Below are 16,220 nucleotides of genomic sequence, written 5' to 3'. Positions count from 1 at the left end.
TTTTATAGTGTCTTTATATGCGGGCCTGTTTTATTTACCGCATTTTTATAAGCAGATCTCTAGCATTCATACCTAGATTTTCCTTTAGGAAGGATGAGTGCGATGAGTCTGCTCTATGGTTCGATGGTCTCTACACGTCGTGAAGACGTTCCCCAAGCGGCGCCAGTGCGCTTTATGCTGGTTTCGCGTTTTAGCGCTGGCTCGGCTGGGTCTGTACCTGAGCTCAGGCCGCTATTGCAAAAATTATATGGCCGTATCATGGCCAGCTTGCGCCAATTATGATGCAGCGCTTACTTTTATCCTCTTTCCTCTGTGCCAGTTTTGCCAGCCACGCCGCAGAGCCTGCTGCATGTAAAACCGTGCGTTTTTCTGATGTGGGCTGGACCGATGTAACCGCCACCACCGCGCTCACCAGCGAGCTGCTCACTGCCTTGGGTTATCAGCCCGAAGTGAAAATGCTGTCGGTGCCTGTTACCTTTCGCGCGATGCAGACTCAGGATATCGACGTTTTTCTGGGCAATTGGATGCCCACCATGAAAAACGATATCGATCCCTATCTAAAAAACGGCAGTGTAGAAGTGGTCCGTACTAATTTAACGGGCGCTAAATACACTTTGGCCGTGCCTGAGTACGTGTATCAGGCGGGCGTGCATCGTTTTGAGGATTTGGCTAAATTTGCTGATCGCTTTGGCAAACGGATTTATGGCATTGAAGCGGGCAATGATGGCAATCGCCTGATCGCCAGCATGATTAAAGACAAGGCCTTTGGTTTGCAGGATTTTAAATTGGTGGAATCCAGCGAAGCAGGCATGCTCACCCAGGTCAAACGGGCGGCTTTAAAACAGCAGTGGATGGTTTTTTTGGGCTGGGAGCCGCACCCCATGAACCGCAATTTAAAGCTGCGTTATCTGGAAGGGGGTGATGCTTATTTTGGTCCTAATCTGGGCGGCGCTACTGTGCATACCACCACCCGTGCGGCCTACGCTAAGCAATGCGTTAATGTGGGGCGCTTACTTAAAAATCTGGCATTTAGCACTGAAATAGAAAACAAGCTGATGGGGCAAATTCTGGACCAGAAGCAAAGCGCTAAAGTGGCTGCCCGCCAGTGGTTAATCCAAAATCCAACACTCTGGGGCGTTTGGTTAAATGGCGTAAACAGCTATGGCGGCCAGCCTGCCGTGCCGGTGCTGAAAGCGTGGTTGAATCAAGCCGCTGTGGTATCGGATGCACGCTAATGACTGAATTTGCAAGCGAGCTTAAAGCTGCAACAGACCTTAGCAAGGCCGCTGATTCTTTTGGGGGGCATCGTGGATAAATTGCCGATTGGCCAGTGGGTAGCGACTGGTGTGGCCCACCTGACCGAGCCTGCTGCAGGTGGCGTGGCGTTTTTTAGCGATGGTTTAGAGCAGGTGGTGCAGCTTATCACGCGTGTTTTAGTTGATTGCCCGCCACTGCTCTTACTTTTTGTAGCGACCTTACTGATTTATCGTTTACGGCGAAGTTGGGGGCTGGCGCTGTTTTCTGCGCTAGCGTTGATTCTGATCGATAATCTGGCTTATCGCGAAGCCACTTTGCAAACGCTGGTGCAAGTGGCACTGGCCTCTGCAATCTGTATGTTAATCGGTGTGCCTTTAGGCATTGCGGCGGCGCACCGGCCCTGGGTGTATCGGGTGCTGCATCCCTTGCTCGATTTAATGCAGACCATTCCGACGTTTGTGTATCTGATTCCTACTTTAATGTTGTTTGGTCTGGGCATTGTGCCTGCCATGATCTCCACCATTATCTTTGCCCTGCCTGCCCCTGTGCGGCTGACTTATCTGGGCCTGCGAGATATTCCTCCCCCTCTTTTAGAGGCCGCTAAGGCCTTTGGCTACTCGCCGCTCGCTCGGCTATGGCGGGTGGAATTACCGGCCGCCATGCCTAGCATTGCCGCGGGTTTAACCCAGTGCATTATGTTGTCGCTCTCTATGGTGGTGATTGCGGCCTTGGTGGGGGCTGAAGGATTAGGTCAGCCTATTGTTCGCGCTTTAAATACCGCAGATATGGCCTTGGGTTTTGAGGCGGGTTTAGCGATTGTTTTATTGGCGATCATGCTCGATCGTCTGTGTCAGTCCAATTCTTTATCAAGAGAGAAACGATGAGCGCCATTTGTTTTGACCATGTGGATGAAGTATTTGGCGAGCAGCCTGAAGCCGCATTTGCCTTGATGGATCAATCGCGCTCACGCGATGATATTTTTGATCAAACCGGCCAGCTGGTGGCCGTGCGGGATGCCTGTCTGCGGGTAGAAGAGGGGGAGATTTGCGTATTGATGGGCTTATCCGGCTCAGGCAAATCGAGCTTGCTGCGGGCGATTAATGGTTTAAATCCAATCAGCCGAGGCCAGCTTACGGTGCGCTGCGCCGGGGCTGAAGTCGATATGGCGCATTGCTCGGCAAGGCAGTTGCAGGAGGTAAGAACCCGTGGCATTGCCATGGTGTTTCAAAACTTTGCGTTGATGCCTTGGCTGAATGTAGAAGAAAACGTTGCCTTTGGTTTGCATGCTTTGCAACTGAGCGCAAAGGAGAATAAGCGCCGTGTGGACATGGTGCTGGAGCAGGTAGGGCTGGGGCGCAGGCGGCATGCTCTGCCTGCCGAGCTATCGGGCGGTATGCAGCAAAGGGTGGGGCTGGCACGCGCCTTGGTGGTAGATAGCGATATTTTATTGATGGACGAGCCTTTTTCGGCGCTTGATCCGCTGATCCGTAATCAGTTGCAAGATGAATTGCTTAGCCTGCAAAAAGCGCTGCGTAAAACCATTGTTTTTGTGAGCCATGATATGGACGAAGCTTTAAAGCTGGGCTCGCACATTGCCATCTTACGTGATGGGCAGATTGTGCAAAATGGCACACCGCAAGACATTATGTTTAAGCCTGCCGATGATTATGTTCGCCAGTTTGTGCAGCATAGTAATCCGCTGAATGTGTTATCGGCCGCCAGCTTAATGCAGCCCGGTCATTTTCCTAGTTTAGAGGGAATGGCGGCTAAAGAGCTGGCCCGGCCTGCTTTGCAATACTGGCACGCATCCGAGCCTTTGGCTTTGCTGCGGGCAAAGCCCACGGTAGTGGATGCCGATATCCGGCTGCGTGAGGCATTTGCGGTGTATGCCCAAACCGGCTGCGAGCTGATCCTGGCGCAGGATGGCAAGATGGTCGGGCGTTTATCAGGCGCGGAAATGTCGCGAGCAATCTTAGGGCAGGTGGCTTAAAAATGGTCGATTAAAGGCCCGATAGAAAGCAGTGCCAGGATAAGCGCCAGTATGATTGTTGAGCTAAATCCCAGATGGCTAAAGCCGTAAGCCCCCAGCACCGCACCGCAAAAAAATGCCATCACTAGGCTGCTTTGCACCTTGAGGTGCTTACGATCACAAAGCACTTTGATGTGATCAGGCGTATCGGGATTGCGGTTCCAATAAAATAATCGCCCAAGCTCAATACTGATATCGGTGATTAAGCCGGTAAGGTGGGTGGTGCGTATAACGGCCTTAGAAATCTTGGTAATGATGGCGTTTTGCAGGCCCATAATAAAACACAGCAGCAGCATGGTGAGCGAGATCAGCTTGCTGGAGTGAGAATCAAGCTGGCCACCGAGTAAGCCAAAGCACAGCAATAGCAGTGCTTCCAGCATGAGTGGCTCGGCATATAAGCTGCGGCTGCCTCGGCGGCGCGCCCAGTTAATCAGCAAGGTTGAGGTGATTGCCCCCGCCATAAACATCAATACGCTCGCCATTGCGGCCATAATCAGCGTTGAGTTTCCCAGCACCCAGTTATCAGCTAGCCCCGATAAAATCCCGGTCATATGCGAGGTGTACTGGCCCACGGCTAAAAATCCGCCTGCATTGGTCGCCCCCGCCACAAAGCATAAGGCTATTCCAAGGTGAAAATTATTGCGCTCGTTGCGCTCTGGGGCGGTGAGTTCACGTAAATAGCGTAAGGGCATAGCGGTCTGCGGGTGCTTGCTGAGCCTTGATTATACTCGTCTTCATGCCCCTGCCATTTTGCCAACATTACCTTTGCTGATCGGTAGAACTGCTGTGGTGATGGTCTTAAATAATGTGCATGGCATGGTTTATAGCTTGTTTTGTTATATATAAGTTATTTAATATTTCTTCTTTGTGTGAATAATGCTTGTTAGACTTCAAACAGATCAAGACATTCAGCTAGCCCCACACTCTATCTAAGGAATTAAAATGAAAAAAACTCTGGTTCTTAGCGCTCTGGCGGCTTTATTAGCAACAGGCTTTGCACAAGCAGCAGAAAAACTCACCATTGCAGCAACCGCTGTACCTCATGCAGAAATTTTGGAATTAGTAAAACCCCAATTGGCCAAAGAAGGCATTGATTTACAAATCAAAGTATTCACTGATTATGTGCAGCCTAATTTGCAAGTTGATCAAAAAAATATAGATGCTAATTACTTTCAAACCAAACCTTATTTAGATAATTTTAATAAAGGCAAGGGCACTAATCTGGTGATTGTGGCTGGTGTGCACGTAGAGCCATTTGGCGCTTATTCGCGCAAATATAAATCATTAAAAGACTTACCAAACAGCGCAACCGTTGCTATTCCTAATGAAGGCAGTAATAGCGGCCGTGCTTTATTACTGCTACAAAAAGCAGGTTTATTAAAACTGAAAGACCCAACAAATGCTTTGTCTACACCTAAAGACGTGGTGGATAATCCAAAGAAACTGAAATTCCGTGAATTAGATGCAGCCATGCTGGCCCGTGTTTTAGATCAGGTTGATTTAGCGCTGATCAATACGAATTACGCATTAGAAGCCAAGCTTAATCCGGTTAAAGATTCATTAGCGCTGGAAGATCGCAGCTCGCCCTACGTGAATTACCTCGTCGCCCGCCCGGATAATAAAGACAGCGCTGCCATTAAAAAACTGGCTGCAGCTTTAACCAGCCCGCAGGTTAAAGCCTTTATCGAAGGCAAATACGCAGGCGCGGTGGTTCCCGCGTTTTAATTGCTTGCTGTGTAGTTGTGTACTTGTAGGTTGAGTTAGCTAATTATCACTGCAGCTTTTAGCTGTGATAATTAGCGTAACCCAACATGCTCAAGTGAGAAAAATGTTGGGTTACGCTGATTTATCCGCCCCAAACAGGCGAATAAACCAGCTAACCCAACCTATAAGTACCAACCTACCCACCTGCAGGTCGTTCATTTCAAACCTGTTTTTCTCCGTGAAACTCCGTGTGTCCTGGGGCCTCCGTGCTTCAATATTTGGGTTTTTCGGCAGTAATCAATCAAGCCATTAACTTAATTTAAAATGCGCCACGGCTAAATCCATACGGCTGGCGAGATCCCTTAGTGAATGCGCGGTATGTGCCGATTCTTCTACGGCGCGGCTGTTTTCTACGCTCATTTGCGCGATGCGGTCTACATTGCCTGCCATATACCATTTGCCCTCGCCCTGTTTGAGCATGCTCTCGATATAGCCTTGGGTATCAGGTTCTTTAAGTAAATTTTTATTGCGCATGGTGGGGTGGACCAGTGCTTTACCTAGGTTTTTACCTGCATCAATAATCAGTAATAACCGGTTTCGCCTAGCTTGATGGCGGCGACTTTCTTTTTTAAATTGGCCATGCCCAGCGAGAAGTTTATTTAGGTTAATCCTGTAACCAATTACTTAATTCTTTAATTTTTGAATGGAATAGTCTGTAATTTCATTCGTAAAAATTACAATAATAGTTATTATTCAAAAAAAGTGCACTGCAACAAAGATGAGGCGGAGTGCCGTATAAGCGGTTAACGAGCCGAAGAACGGCTTTGGTCGGCTACTGCAGCAAATAACTACAGCAAATTCCGATAGCCATTCACCAAAACAAGGCCAGCAAACCAGAGGTAAAGCAGGGCCGATAGCAGCAGGCAGCCCTGAGTAAAGCGCTGACCAAATAGCTTGGCGCCGTGGGTGGCGCTATAAACCATGAGTAAAGTCCACGCCATGCCGCCGGCAAAAAAGCCGCAAAGAAACCGTGCGGTAGAAAGCATGCTGCCATCGGTGGCTTGCGCAATCAGGCTGCCGCCCACGGCAGCAAACCAGAGGATGGATGTGGGGGACGCCATAGCCAGCATCATGCCTCGGCCAAACATGCCTCGTCGGCCTGCTTGCGGCAAGGTTGTGCTTTCTATTTGCTTGGCATCTTGCCATGCTTGGCGCGCCATTTTGACGGCGAGGAAAAGTAAGAGCGAGCCACCGCCTAGCCAAGTGATCCATTTAACTGCCGTGAACTGCAGCAAAATACTCATCCCTAAGAGGGAAACCACGGCCCATACCATATCGCCAAAACAAGAGCCCAGCCCCATCCATAGTGCGGGGCGCGGGCCGTGTTTCAGGCTAGTGTCGATGAGTGCTACGTTGACAATGCCAAGATCAAGGCAAAGAGAGATCGACAATAAAAAACCGGTGATAAAGACATCCATTTTAAGGCTCTGTAGATCGCTGTTGTGTACGGTAATGGTCCGGGTGAGCCAATACAAACGCAGTTTAACAGCTTACAGCAGCCCCTTAAAATGGCGTATTACCTTAACACGCCCAGCTCTGCTTAGGATTTCCAGAAGGCACGAGTAAATAAGATCAGCAGGGAAAACACTTCTAATCGCCCAAGCAGCATGGCGAAGTTGCAAATCCAGATTTGAATATCGCTGAGCACGCCGTAATTGGAGGCCGGGCCAACCACGCCAAGGCCGGGCCCCGCATTGTTGATGCAGGCAATGACAGCGGTAAAGCTGGAGAGAAAATCAAGCCCTGTGAGTAGCAGTAAAAAGGTGAGCCCTACGATACTCATGGCGTATAAAAAGACAAATCCCATTACCGCAAAAATAATCTGATTGGGGATCGCCATGCCATTGACCCGCAGCGGATGCACGGCGCTGGGGTGCAGCAAGCTAGACATTTGCCGGCTGGATTCTCGCAGCATAATCAGGGTGCGAATCATTTTAATCCCGCCACCAGTAGACCCTGAGCAGGCGGTGATGCAGGATAAAAATAACATCAGGAGCGGCACAAAAATGGGCCACATGCCAAAATCTACGCTGGCAAAACCAGAGTCTGTAGCAATCGATACCAGATTAAATGCCACATGCCTTAATGAGGTTAGGTAATCGGTATAGGTGTTTTGCTGAACCAAATACGCGGCGCAGCCCAGTGTGCTGATCAGAATCAGCAACAGCATGGCTTTGAATTCAGAGTCTTTTAAGTAGGTAGATAGTTTGCGGCCACTCAGCGCTACATAGTGCGTAGCAAAGTTGGTGGCGGCGAGCAGCATAAAAACAATTAAAATGGCTTCGATAATGGGGGAATTAAAAAACCCCACACTGGCATCATGCGTAGAAAACCCGCCTAGACACATCGCAGCAAAGGCATGGCACACCGCATCCAGCCAGCTCATGCCACCTACAAATTTAAGCAGCAGAATGCAAGCTAGTGTGAGCCCTGCGTAGACCATCCACAGATTACGTGCTGTTTCCCTAATGCGAGGGGTGAGCTTGGCATCTTTGATTGGGCCGGGGGTTTCGGCTTTAAAGAGCTGTAGCCCGCCTACACCCAGCATGGGCAAAATGGCAACGGCCAGCACGATAATCCCCATCCCGCCCAGCCAGTTAAGCAAATGTCGCCATAAATTAATCGAAGGGGGTAGCTGATCCAGCCCCGTTAGCACGGTTGCTCCGGTGGTGGTGAGTGCCGACATGGTTTCAAAGTAGGCGTGGGTGAACGAGAGTGATGGATTAAATAGCAGCAGTGGTAGAGCAGAAACGGCAGGCAGTACCGTCCATAGACCTACTACCAAAACAAAACCATCCCGCGCTTTCATTTCCCGCTTATAGCCGTGAGTCAGAATGGCTAAAGCCAGGCTACAGAGCAGCAAGCTGGCTAGCGAAATAATAAAGGGGGATAGGCCATCATCATTGCCAAACCATGCCACAGCAATGGGGAGCAAAATCCACAGCGAAAACATGCCTGATACACGCGCCAGAATATTGACGGTGGGGAAAATACGTTGGGCGAGCGACATTAGAAAAACCCCATTTTAACGGCGAATAGTTTTTCTATTTCGCGGATATGGGCTTTGTTATCCACAAATAAAATCACATGGTCTTCGGCTTCGATGATGGTGTCGCCGTGGGCAATCAGCACTTTTTCTCCTCGTACAATGGCGGCCAAATCAGCACCGGAAGGAAGCTTGATATCATCCAGTTTTTTACCAATCACGCGGGAAGTGGCCGATGTGCCGTGCACAATGATTTCCATTGCCTCGGCGGCACCCCGGCGCAGGCTGTGCACCGCCACTACATCACCGCTTCTGACATGGGTGAGCAAGGAGCCGATGGTGGCAATCGCGGGTGAGATCGCCACATCAATTTTGCCGCCCTGCAATAAATCGACATAGCGTGAGCGATTGATAATGGCGATGGTTTTGCGTGCACCCATTTGTTTGGCTAAAAGGCTGGACATGATGTTGTCTTCATCATCCGAGGTGAGCGCAAAATATAAATCGCAGCGATCAACTTGCTCGCTTTCCAGCAGGGCTTCATCGGTAGCATCGCCTCTGAGCACCAGTGTATTGGACAGCGCTTCGGCCAGCCAGTTTGCACGTTCACGGTTCGATTCGATTATTTTGACTTGATAGTCATTTTCTAAAGCTTGTGCCAATCTAAAGCCGACATTGCCGCCGCCAGAGAGGGTAATGCGCTTGATGGGCTTTTCTGTGCCGCGCATTTCCTTGATGACATCACGGATATGCTCGGTGGCCGCAAGGAAAAACACCTCGTCCCCGACTTGCAAAATGGTATCGCCATCAGGATGAATGCGGTGGCCTTTACGGTAAATAGAAACCACGCGTCGATCAATTTTTGGCAGGAGGCGATTTAAGGTCGCTAAATCCTGCCCGTCCATATGCGCGCCTGCTTCAACCCTTGTGGCCACCAGTTGGGCTTTGCCATCGGCAAAATCTAATACCTGTAAGGCTTCGGGGTTTTCAACCAGACTCACTAAATAATCGGTGACGATTTGTGCAGGGGTAATGACATGATCGATTGCAAAGTTATTTTCACTAAATAATTCGGGCCGGGCGAGTAAATCCGGATCACGAATCCGAGCTAAGCGGGTTGGGATATTAAATAGCTCGTAAGCAATTTTGCACGCCACCATATTCAGCTCATCAAGCGGAGTGACGGCCAGCAAAAGATCAGCATCTGCTGCACCTGCCGCTGCCAATACGGCAGGGCTGGCTGCATGGCCTACCACGGTGCGCAGATCAAGCCGGTCAGCGAGCGGTTTTAAGTTTTCAGGGTTTTCATCAACAATGGTGACGTTATAGCGCTCGTGAACCAGCTGCTCTGCAACGGATGCGCCAACACGGCCAGCGCCAAGGATCAGTATATTTGACACAGTAGTTTTCCATCTTTCGGGGGGAGGCATCAATGCCGGGAGGACACAGGCCCTTTTTGCCCGGGGTTGTGTACCTTTTGCTATTTTAGCGATGTGCTTGATCTGCTGCGTAAAGAGTGCGGCAAAATGATTGATTTATGATCACGGTGGATTGATGCCCATTTTAAAAATGAGCCAAACCCTCCGCGTGCGAGGGGTTTTCCTCGCTCAGCGATGGGGCTGGGCCGGAAAATGGCCATTCACTGCGTTATGCTCCTCGGGAATAACTAGTTATTGCCTTCGTCGCATGCCTTGTGACTGGCCATTTTCCGGCCCAGCGCAGGCGCGAATCAAACGTCAACAGACCCTAGGGCGTTGAAGCATTTTTTTATATTGAGCAAAGGCAATTTCGTGGATTTTTGCCGCTGCGTTTTCTTCGAGGCCGGTACAGGCCAGCAATAAGGCGTGATGGGTTTTGCAGAGTAAATGCGGGTTTTGCAGCTGAGTGGCTAAGGTGAGCGCCTCATCTAATTGGATGCGTGCATTGTGCCAAAGCTGCCCGGCCAGATCACAGTGGGCCAAACCAAGCAGGCTCATTGCTTTATGCCAAGGGTTTTCTTGCAGGAGGCAAATTTTTAATGCGCTTGCAAAGTTTGTCCGTGCGTTTTCTATATCGCCTTGCTGTAGTAGCAGTAAGCCGCTGATGCGATAAATTTCGCTTTCATTATCTAAGTGGCGAATGGATAAAGAGATATCTCGCGCTCTTTGCAGCATGGTTTCTGCTTCACTTAAACGCGCTAAGCTATACAAATCCATGACGATATTGATATACACCTGGCAGCGAAGTACAGGGTCTTTGCTGGTATAAAGAAAATCAAAGGCCTTGTAATGGCATTGCAAGGCCGCTTCATACTCTTCAAAACCAAAATGCACTTGCCCTAAGCCGATCTGCGCTTGAATAAACACGGTGAAGTGTTGGTTTTCCAGTGCAATCTGAGCGCATTCGCCCCAGATTTTGGCGGCTTGTGGGGTATCGCCCAAATCATGATGGCTGCGGGCCATTTGCTCTAATAGATTGGATTTTTCTAATGAGGAGGCTTGCGCAATAGTCAGTGCCTGCTGGAAGGTGGCCAGCGCAGCTTGCTGCTGGCCAAGGATGAGTTGCGCGCTGCCCAGCAGTAGACCTGCCCGTGCTTCCCCTTGGATATAGCCGATGGTTTTGGCTTGCATCAGAGCATGCCTTGCCAGCTGCAGGCCTTCATTAGCCTGCCTGTGCAGAATTTCGTCCGCACTGGCAATCAAGCGGTCTATATCGGCGGGAAGAGGGGTGGGCCTTGCTAACATCACTCTTCCTCAGTGCTTCGCTGTTTTTTTGGCACGGCAATACCGAGTTGCTTTAATTTACGGTAAAGATGGGTTCGCTCCAGGCCGACTTTCTCAGCTACCCGGCTCATATTGCCGTTGGATAGGTCGATTTGCCTTTCGATATATAGCTTCTCAAATTGATCACGCGCTTCACGTAGTGGCAAGCTCAGATCAATATTGGGCAAGCCCGACGCATGCTGGTTGTGGCTTTCGGTATTGACGTTGCCATTGGGTGCAAACTGAGACAATAAGCGAGCAAGGGGAGCGCTATCAATTTCCCCGTCGCGGCTGGTAATGGCCACGCTTTTTACCACATTTGCCAGCTCGTCCAGATTACCCGCCCATACTTGCCGTGCTAAAAGCTGCAAAGCCAGCGGGCTAAAAAAGCGCGGGCCTAGCTTATGTACGCCAATGGCATCAGAGAGAAGCTTTTCTGCCAATGCAGGGATATCTTCACGGTGCTCTGACAAAGACGGAATGGCGATGCTGAGCTGGGAAATAAAATTTAAAAGCTCAGGCTCAAGCTGGCTTGCCAACACACTGAGTGGTTTGCTTGAGGCACAAACCAGACGCACGCGTTGTTTTTCCAGCTTAGGCAGAATGGTTTTCAAGCCTTGCTGTGCGCGGCGATCGAGCCAAGCTAAATCGCGCAAAAATAAGATGCCACCCGTGGCTTTATTGAGCAGCTCTTGCGGCGCCTGCGCTAAATCTTCATTAGATGGCGGCGAGACAAAGGGTGCGTTAGGCACATTCAAAAAGCGTGCACAGTGCTCGAATCCTACTCCCGGCTGGCCGAGTAGTAAGACAGGGCCAGGCCTGCCACGAAGCGGGCTAAGGGTTGATTGCAACTCTTGAATGGCAAGGCCTGCACCTAAGCGCTCTAGTGTTGGGGCGCGTACTGCCGTTTCGCTAGGTAAGGAAAGGGCACGCTTCACCGTTGCCAATAGCTTTTGCAAACCAATTGGTTTTTCAAGGAAATCAAGCGCGCCAATTCGGGTGGCCTCAACTGCGGTATCAATGGTTGCATGTCCGGACATCATCACCACAGGCATGGTGAGCTGGCCATTTCGCGACCATTCTTTAAGCAGCGTAATGCCGTCAGTATCTGGCATCCAGATATCGAGCAGCACCAGACGTGGCTGAGATTGATTTCTGATTTTACGGGCAGCCTCTGCATTTTCGGCCAGCACAATGCCATAGCCTTCATCTTGCAGAATTTCTGACAATAATTCACGAATGCCGACTTCGTCGTCGACGATCAAAATATCCTGACTAGCCAATTGCTTCCTCCGCGAGGGGCAGCTCGATTCTTACCCAAGCGCCACCTTCATCCCTGTTGCCGGCCTGTATTCGGCCCTGATGTTCTTCGATTATTTTTTTTACAATGGCTAAACCTAAGCCTGTTCCCTTTATCTTGGTGGTGACATAGGGTTCAAAAATCCGTGATAAGAGTTCATTTGGAAATCCACTGCCACTATCTGTAACGGTTAGGCTTGCATAGTGCTCATTTTTTTCCATCTTAAGGCAAATCCGCTTAGGACTTTCGGAATTCTCTTGCCCTGTAATGGCGTCTTGAGCATTTTGCAAGAGGTTATGAATCACTTGGCGTAGCTGAGTGGCATCGCCAAGCACGATTAAAGGCTCCTCACTCATTTGGTTTAAAATCAGCGGAGAGGCTTCGTACAGCACTAAAATTTCAGTGAGTAATTGCTGTAAATCGAGTGGCTTTTTCTTGCCACTTGGCTGCCTTGCGTAATCACGAAAGGCATCCACCATATCTTTAAGCGCGCCAACCTGGCGCACAATGGTCTGGGTATTTCTTGATAATAATTCCGCGCTGGCGGTATCTAGCTTATCGGCCAGCTTATGCTCCATACGCTCTGCTGCAAGCTGGATGGGCGTGAGCGGGTTTTTAATTTCATGTGCTAAGCGTCTTGCTACCTCACCCCATGCCGCATCACGCTGGGCTGAAAGCAGATCAGTAATATCATCAAACACCACCACAAAACCAGTGTGGCTTTCGTCTTGTTGATCGAGTAAATGTGTGCCACGTACATGTAAAACACGTTTGGTATTCACCAGTTCTAACTGATGCTGCCAATGGTCTTGCTCAGATAGTAATCTATCTGCGATCTGAGCACAAAAGGGCGTAAGTGCCGGATAGAATAAATGCCAGTTTGTGAGTGGCTCCTGGCCTATTCTTTCGGGGTCAATTCCTAAGATACGCAGTGCGCTTTGATTGGATGAGCGCAGCTGCCAAGCATTGTCAAATGATAATACCCCTGCCGACAAAGAGCCCAAAATAGCGCCTAAGTGGGCCCGGCCCGCTGCTTGCTCGGCCTGATGCATTTCTAGTGTGCTGCGCGCTTCGGAAAGCTGGCGTGTCATGCGGTTAAATGAGTGCGTTAATATTCCCAGCTCATCGCGGCTGATCACGGGCTGCATTTGCGAGTAATCGCCTGCTGCGACGGCTCTGGTGCCCTCAGCCAGCACCGAGAGCGGTGCGGCTAGCTTGTCAGATAAATAAATGGCTAAGGCTAGTGCACCAAGTAAAGCCATCAAGAGCGCCAGCGTGAGTGTAAGGCTGTAAATTAATTTAAGCCCTCGCCTTGATTGCGAAAGCTGTTTGTAATCACTGCGTACTTTTTCGACCAGCTCAGCATCGGCAGCCAATTGCTTGGGCACGGGTTGTACCAGCTGTAGCAGCCGTGTTTTATCGCCAAAATTGCTGGCGCGTACGGCCACCAGCACACGCATGGTCAGCCCTTGATCGCTGATGGGTTCTATGATTTTAAAAGGGCTGCGTAGCGCTTGGCGTAGCTGGAGGCGATCGGGCTGAATAGGGAAAAGGCTGGCATTCTCATTGCCAATATGAGCTAAAGTCTGGCCACCCTCGTTAAACAGGGATAACTCCTGTACGCCGGTTTGCTCACGCAGTCTGCCAAGACGCAGCAGCATGCCGGAGCTGTTGTCATCGCTGATATCCATCGCAATCACGGCGGCTTTTCGGGCTAGATCATTGAGCTGATAATCAATGGCGTTATGGCCTAAATTAAGGCCGCGATCCAGAGCGTGATCAACTCGCACGTCAAACCAGTTTTCAATACTGCGATTCAAAAACTGCACCGATAGGGTGTAAACCAGCGTGCCAGGTAAAACGGCGACCAAGGCAAACATCAAGACCATTCTTAGTGTGAGCCGCGAGCCAAATACTTTGGCTTTTACTTTTTTAACTAAATTAATGAGCCGAAAGCTCACTAAACCCAGCAGCCCGCCTAATAGTAATAAATTAAGAACAAGTAGCAAGCCGTAATATTCGGCGAAGGCGGAGGTGTTGCCACTGGCTGTAGCAAGCAAAAAAATCAGAATAGCGCCCAATGAGGCGAGCAGTAATAGTTTGGGTTTACTCATTGGTGGTGATGTCTTCAGGACGTGCCTTCGATAGCTCTACCCACGGCGATTCTAATTGCCATTCTTCATGGCCAAAGGCGGTGAGTTGATACGTTTTAGGAAGGCGGGAGCGATCTAGTTTTAAGCGCACTTTGCCAGCAAAATCAGTATTTCGATCACGCGCAAGGCTGCTGTCATTGAGTACGCCCCAATTACGCACAATGCCTAGCGCAGCTAAGGCGTCGTTCACACTTTGAAAATTGCGGTAAAAACTACCAATATGCAATCGGTATTGTCTTGTCAGGGCGTGGTAGGACAATTGATAGCTGAGCATGGCATTGGGGCCAAAGCCATCGGATACTTGCCGGTACCAGGAGTAAATTCGTGGGCGGGTCAGCTGGAATTCATAAACAAAAGTCAGTGAAAGACCGTTTTTAAGCGCTTCTTGTAAATCATTAGAAAGCGAAACATCAAATTTTGCCGCAATCTCGATTCGATTATCGCCAAAGCTGGCTTCTGCTTTTTGCGCCTTGATATCGCCAGCATCTGCCCATACCCATGCACAAAGCAGCCATCCCATGCACAACAAAGCCAGCATTAAAAGACGAGGCTGGCTTTGCGCATGGCGGGCGGGCATGCTGGATTTCAGCATGGATTAAATCGCAATACGTAGCGATTAAGCCGTTTTTTCAAAAAGGGCGTAGAAAAAGCCATCATGTTCCGGTGTTGGCAGGAGTTGACCATCTGCGGGAATAAAATCGGGTAAAGGTAGCTGTTTTGCGTTGGCATGACGAGCCGAAAACGCACTCGCTGCTTCGGTATTTTCCGCCGCAAAAACAGAGCAGGTAGCGTACAGGAGTTTGCCGCCCGGCGCTACGAGTGGCCAAAGTGCGTCGAGCATTTGAGCTTGCTGACGAGCGAAATTGGCGAAATCTTCAGGGCGGCGCAGCCATTTAATATCAGGGTGACGGCGCACCACACCGGTGGCCGAGCAAGGCACATCGGCGAGGATGCGATCAAATGGCTGACCATCCCACCAGGTATCAGGCTGGCTGGCGTCGCCCAGTTGTAAGGTGGCAGTCTGTCCTAAGCGATCTACGTTTTCCTGCACCCGTCTAAGGCGCGCCGCATCGTTATCAATCGCGGTTAAATTTACCTTTGCCAGCTCTAAGATATGGCCACTTTTACCGCCAGGCGCTGCACAGGAATCCAGTACACGCTGGCCATCCGCCAGATCCAGAATTCGGGCTGCGTATTGCGCGCCCAAGTCTTGTACTGAAACCCAACCGTCAAAAAAGTGTGGTAAACGATCAACACCCACCGGGTTTTGCAGCTGGATAGATAAGCCATCGCTAGAGCTGGCAACGATTTCATCGAGAGCGAGCAGGGCAATATAGGCGTCGCTGGTGGTTTTGTTTAAGTTCACCCGCAGTGTCATCGGTGGATGCTGATTATTGGCCAGCAAGATGTTGCGCCATTGCTTGGGGTAGGTTTTGCGCATGGCCGAAATCCACCAAGCAGGGTGTGAATACTGGCCATATTCGCTATTTTGCGCCATTTTGAAAAGATCATCTTTTTGGCGCAGGAAGTTACGCAGTACGCCGTTTACCAAGCCCTTGCCGTGGCCAGCCCCTGTTTGCATGGCCACGGTGACGGCGTGATCCACAATGGCGTGTGGTGCTGAGCGGCTAAATTGCAGCTGATAGATAGCCACCAGCAGCAGTGCTTTTAGCTCAGGCTCGTGCAGCGGCTTTTGTAAAAGCTGCTTCAGGATGCTTTCGATTAAGCCCAGCTGGCGCAAAGTGCCGTAGCTGACATCTTGAATCGCTCCTTTTTGGCGTGGCAGCAGGCTAGGGTCTTCGCGCCATACTTTATTCAAGGCTTCGTTTAGATTTTGACCAGCAAGTACACTGGCAACAACACGGCTGGCAAATTTTTGGGTAGCAAGCAAAATAGTCTCTTAATGGCGAGGTGAAACATGATCTTTTGGTGTTCACGGGTATGGGGCTGCGAATACTGGCCTTGAATGCCGCCTAAGAAGTACGGCTGG

The 16,220-nt window shown here is 50.1% G+C and carries 15 protein-coding genes; 5 read left to right on the top strand and 10 right to left on the bottom strand.

All coding sequences use genetic code 11. The features are described 5' to 3' along the window. Positions 1 to 102: 102 nt before the first annotated feature. The 4 genes from ACFQNF_RS07790 (at position 103) to ACFQNF_RS07775 (ending at position 3,247) form a co-directional block, all read left to right on the top strand. Positions 103 to 282 (top strand): hypothetical protein, encoded by a 180-nt coding sequence (locus tag ACFQNF_RS07790; RefSeq protein ID WP_380187439.1) that lies wholly within the window; start codon positions 103 to 105, stop codon positions 280 to 282. Then, positions 279 to 1,235, top strand: a complete 957-nt coding sequence (locus ACFQNF_RS07785; protein ID WP_380187438.1) for a choline ABC transporter substrate-binding protein — start codon at positions 279 to 281, stop codon at positions 1,233 to 1,235. The genes ACFQNF_RS07790 and ACFQNF_RS07785 overlap by 4 nt, the downstream gene beginning before the upstream one ends. A gap of 72 nt (positions 1,236 to 1,307) precedes the next feature. After that, positions 1,308 to 2,141 carry an ABC transporter permease gene (locus ACFQNF_RS07780; protein ID WP_380187437.1) on the top strand — a complete coding sequence of 278 codons (834 nt, stop codon included), beginning with the start codon at positions 1,308 to 1,310 and terminating at the stop codon, positions 2,139 to 2,141. Further along, positions 2,138 to 3,247, top strand: a complete 1,110-nt coding sequence (locus ACFQNF_RS07775; protein ID WP_380187436.1) for a quaternary amine ABC transporter ATP-binding protein — start codon at positions 2,138 to 2,140, stop codon at positions 3,245 to 3,247. The genes ACFQNF_RS07780 and ACFQNF_RS07775 overlap by 4 nt, the downstream gene beginning before the upstream one ends. Here the strand turns inward: ACFQNF_RS07775 and ACFQNF_RS07770 are convergent. Beyond that, entirely contained in the window at positions 3,244 to 3,978 is a 735-nt protein-coding gene (locus ACFQNF_RS07770) for a YoaK family protein (RefSeq protein WP_380187435.1), read from the bottom strand. The genes ACFQNF_RS07775 and ACFQNF_RS07770 overlap by 4 nt on opposite strands. Before the next feature lie 250 nt (positions 3,979 to 4,228). On the opposite strand from ACFQNF_RS07770, the gene ACFQNF_RS07765 reads away from it, so the two are divergent. Next, positions 4,229 to 5,011, top strand: coding sequence for a MetQ/NlpA family ABC transporter substrate-binding protein (locus tag ACFQNF_RS07765; RefSeq protein ID WP_380187434.1), 783 nt, complete (start codon positions 4,229 to 4,231; stop codon positions 5,009 to 5,011). Positions 5,012 to 5,299: 288 nt separating this feature from the next. Here ACFQNF_RS07765 and ACFQNF_RS07760 read toward each other — a convergent pair whose 3' ends face one another. From ACFQNF_RS07760 to rsmB, 9 genes are all read right to left on the bottom strand, one after another. Next, positions 5,300 to 5,524 (bottom strand): hypothetical protein, encoded by a 225-nt coding sequence (locus ACFQNF_RS07760; RefSeq protein WP_380187433.1) that lies wholly within the window; start codon positions 5,522 to 5,524, stop codon positions 5,300 to 5,302. Between the two features lie 314 nt (positions 5,525 to 5,838). Then, positions 5,839 to 6,468: a LysE family translocator gene (locus ACFQNF_RS07755; protein WP_380187432.1), complete on the bottom strand. Its 630-nt coding sequence runs from the start codon at positions 6,466 to 6,468 to the stop codon at positions 5,839 to 5,841. A gap of 122 nt (positions 6,469 to 6,590) precedes the next feature. Next, on the bottom strand, positions 6,591 to 8,060 hold the full coding sequence (locus tag ACFQNF_RS07750; RefSeq protein WP_380187431.1) for a TrkH family potassium uptake protein: 1,470 nt from the start codon (positions 8,058 to 8,060) through the stop codon (positions 6,591 to 6,593). Continuing rightward, positions 8,060 to 9,436, bottom strand: coding sequence for a Trk system potassium transporter TrkA (gene trkA, locus ACFQNF_RS07745; protein WP_465262206.1), 1,377 nt, complete (start codon positions 9,434 to 9,436; stop codon positions 8,060 to 8,062). The genes ACFQNF_RS07750 and trkA overlap by 1 nt, the downstream gene beginning before the upstream one ends. A gap of 336 nt (positions 9,437 to 9,772) precedes the next feature. Continuing rightward, positions 9,773 to 10,759: a tetratricopeptide repeat protein gene (locus ACFQNF_RS07740; RefSeq protein ID WP_380187429.1), complete on the bottom strand. Its 987-nt coding sequence runs from the start codon at positions 10,757 to 10,759 to the stop codon at positions 9,773 to 9,775. Further along, positions 10,759 to 12,060, bottom strand: coding sequence for a sigma-54-dependent transcriptional regulator (locus ACFQNF_RS07735; protein WP_380187428.1), 1,302 nt, complete (start codon positions 12,058 to 12,060; stop codon positions 10,759 to 10,761). The genes ACFQNF_RS07740 and ACFQNF_RS07735 overlap by 1 nt, the downstream gene beginning before the upstream one ends. Beyond that, complete coding sequence (locus ACFQNF_RS07730) at positions 12,053 to 14,191, bottom strand: sensor histidine kinase (protein ID WP_380187427.1); 2,139 nt, start codon at positions 14,189 to 14,191, stop codon at positions 12,053 to 12,055. Before ACFQNF_RS07730 ends, ACFQNF_RS07735 begins: the two co-directional genes overlap by 8 nt. After that, a complete protein-coding gene (locus ACFQNF_RS07725) occupies positions 14,184 to 14,822 on the bottom strand; it encodes a DUF4390 domain-containing protein (RefSeq protein WP_380187426.1) in 639 nt (212 codons plus the stop codon). Before ACFQNF_RS07725 ends, ACFQNF_RS07730 begins: the two co-directional genes overlap by 8 nt. Positions 14,823 to 14,846: 24 nt before the next feature. After that, complete coding sequence (gene rsmB / locus ACFQNF_RS07720) at positions 14,847 to 16,121, bottom strand: 16S rRNA (cytosine(967)-C(5))-methyltransferase RsmB (protein ID WP_380187425.1); 1,275 nt, start codon at positions 16,119 to 16,121, stop codon at positions 14,847 to 14,849. Positions 16,122 to 16,220 lie beyond the last annotated feature (99 nt).

It is taken from the genome of Iodobacter arcticus, from assembly GCF_042664895.1.
In the GTDB taxonomy this organism is placed as follows: domain Bacteria; phylum Pseudomonadota; class Gammaproteobacteria; order Burkholderiales; family Chitinibacteraceae; genus Iodobacter; species Iodobacter arcticus.
This window is presented reverse-complemented; position numbering and strand designations above follow the sequence as displayed.

Coding starts and splice junctions, on each gene's coding strand:
- ACFQNF_RS07790 (WP_380187439.1), top strand. CDS start 103: ATGAGTCTGCTCTATGGTTCGATGGTCTCTACACGTCGTGAAGACGTT.
- ACFQNF_RS07785 (WP_380187438.1), top strand. CDS start 279: ATGATGCAGCGCTTACTTTTATCCTCTTTCCTCTGTGCCAGTTTTGCC.
- ACFQNF_RS07775 (WP_380187436.1), top strand. CDS start 2,138: ATGAGCGCCATTTGTTTTGACCATGTGGATGAAGTATTTGGCGAGCAG.
- ACFQNF_RS07770 (WP_380187435.1), bottom strand. CDS start 3,978: ATGCCCTTACGCTATTTACGTGAACTCACCGCCCCAGAGCGCAACGAG.
- ACFQNF_RS07765 (WP_380187434.1), top strand. CDS start 4,229: ATGAAAAAAACTCTGGTTCTTAGCGCTCTGGCGGCTTTATTAGCAACA.
- ACFQNF_RS07760 (WP_380187433.1), bottom strand. CDS start 5,524: ATGCGCAATAAAAATTTACTTAAAGAACCTGATACCCAAGGCTATATC.
- ACFQNF_RS07755 (WP_380187432.1), bottom strand. CDS start 6,468: ATGGATGTCTTTATCACCGGTTTTTTATTGTCGATCTCTCTTTGCCTT.
- ACFQNF_RS07750 (WP_380187431.1), bottom strand. CDS start 8,060: ATGTCGCTCGCCCAACGTATTTTCCCCACCGTCAATATTCTGGCGCGT.
- ACFQNF_RS07740 (WP_380187429.1), bottom strand. CDS start 10,759: ATGTTAGCAAGGCCCACCCCTCTTCCCGCCGATATAGACCGCTTGATT.
- ACFQNF_RS07730 (WP_380187427.1), bottom strand. CDS start 14,191: ATGAGTAAACCCAAACTATTACTGCTCGCCTCATTGGGCGCTATTCTG.
- ACFQNF_RS07725 (WP_380187426.1), bottom strand. CDS start 14,822: ATGCTGAAATCCAGCATGCCCGCCCGCCATGCGCAAAGCCAGCCTCGT.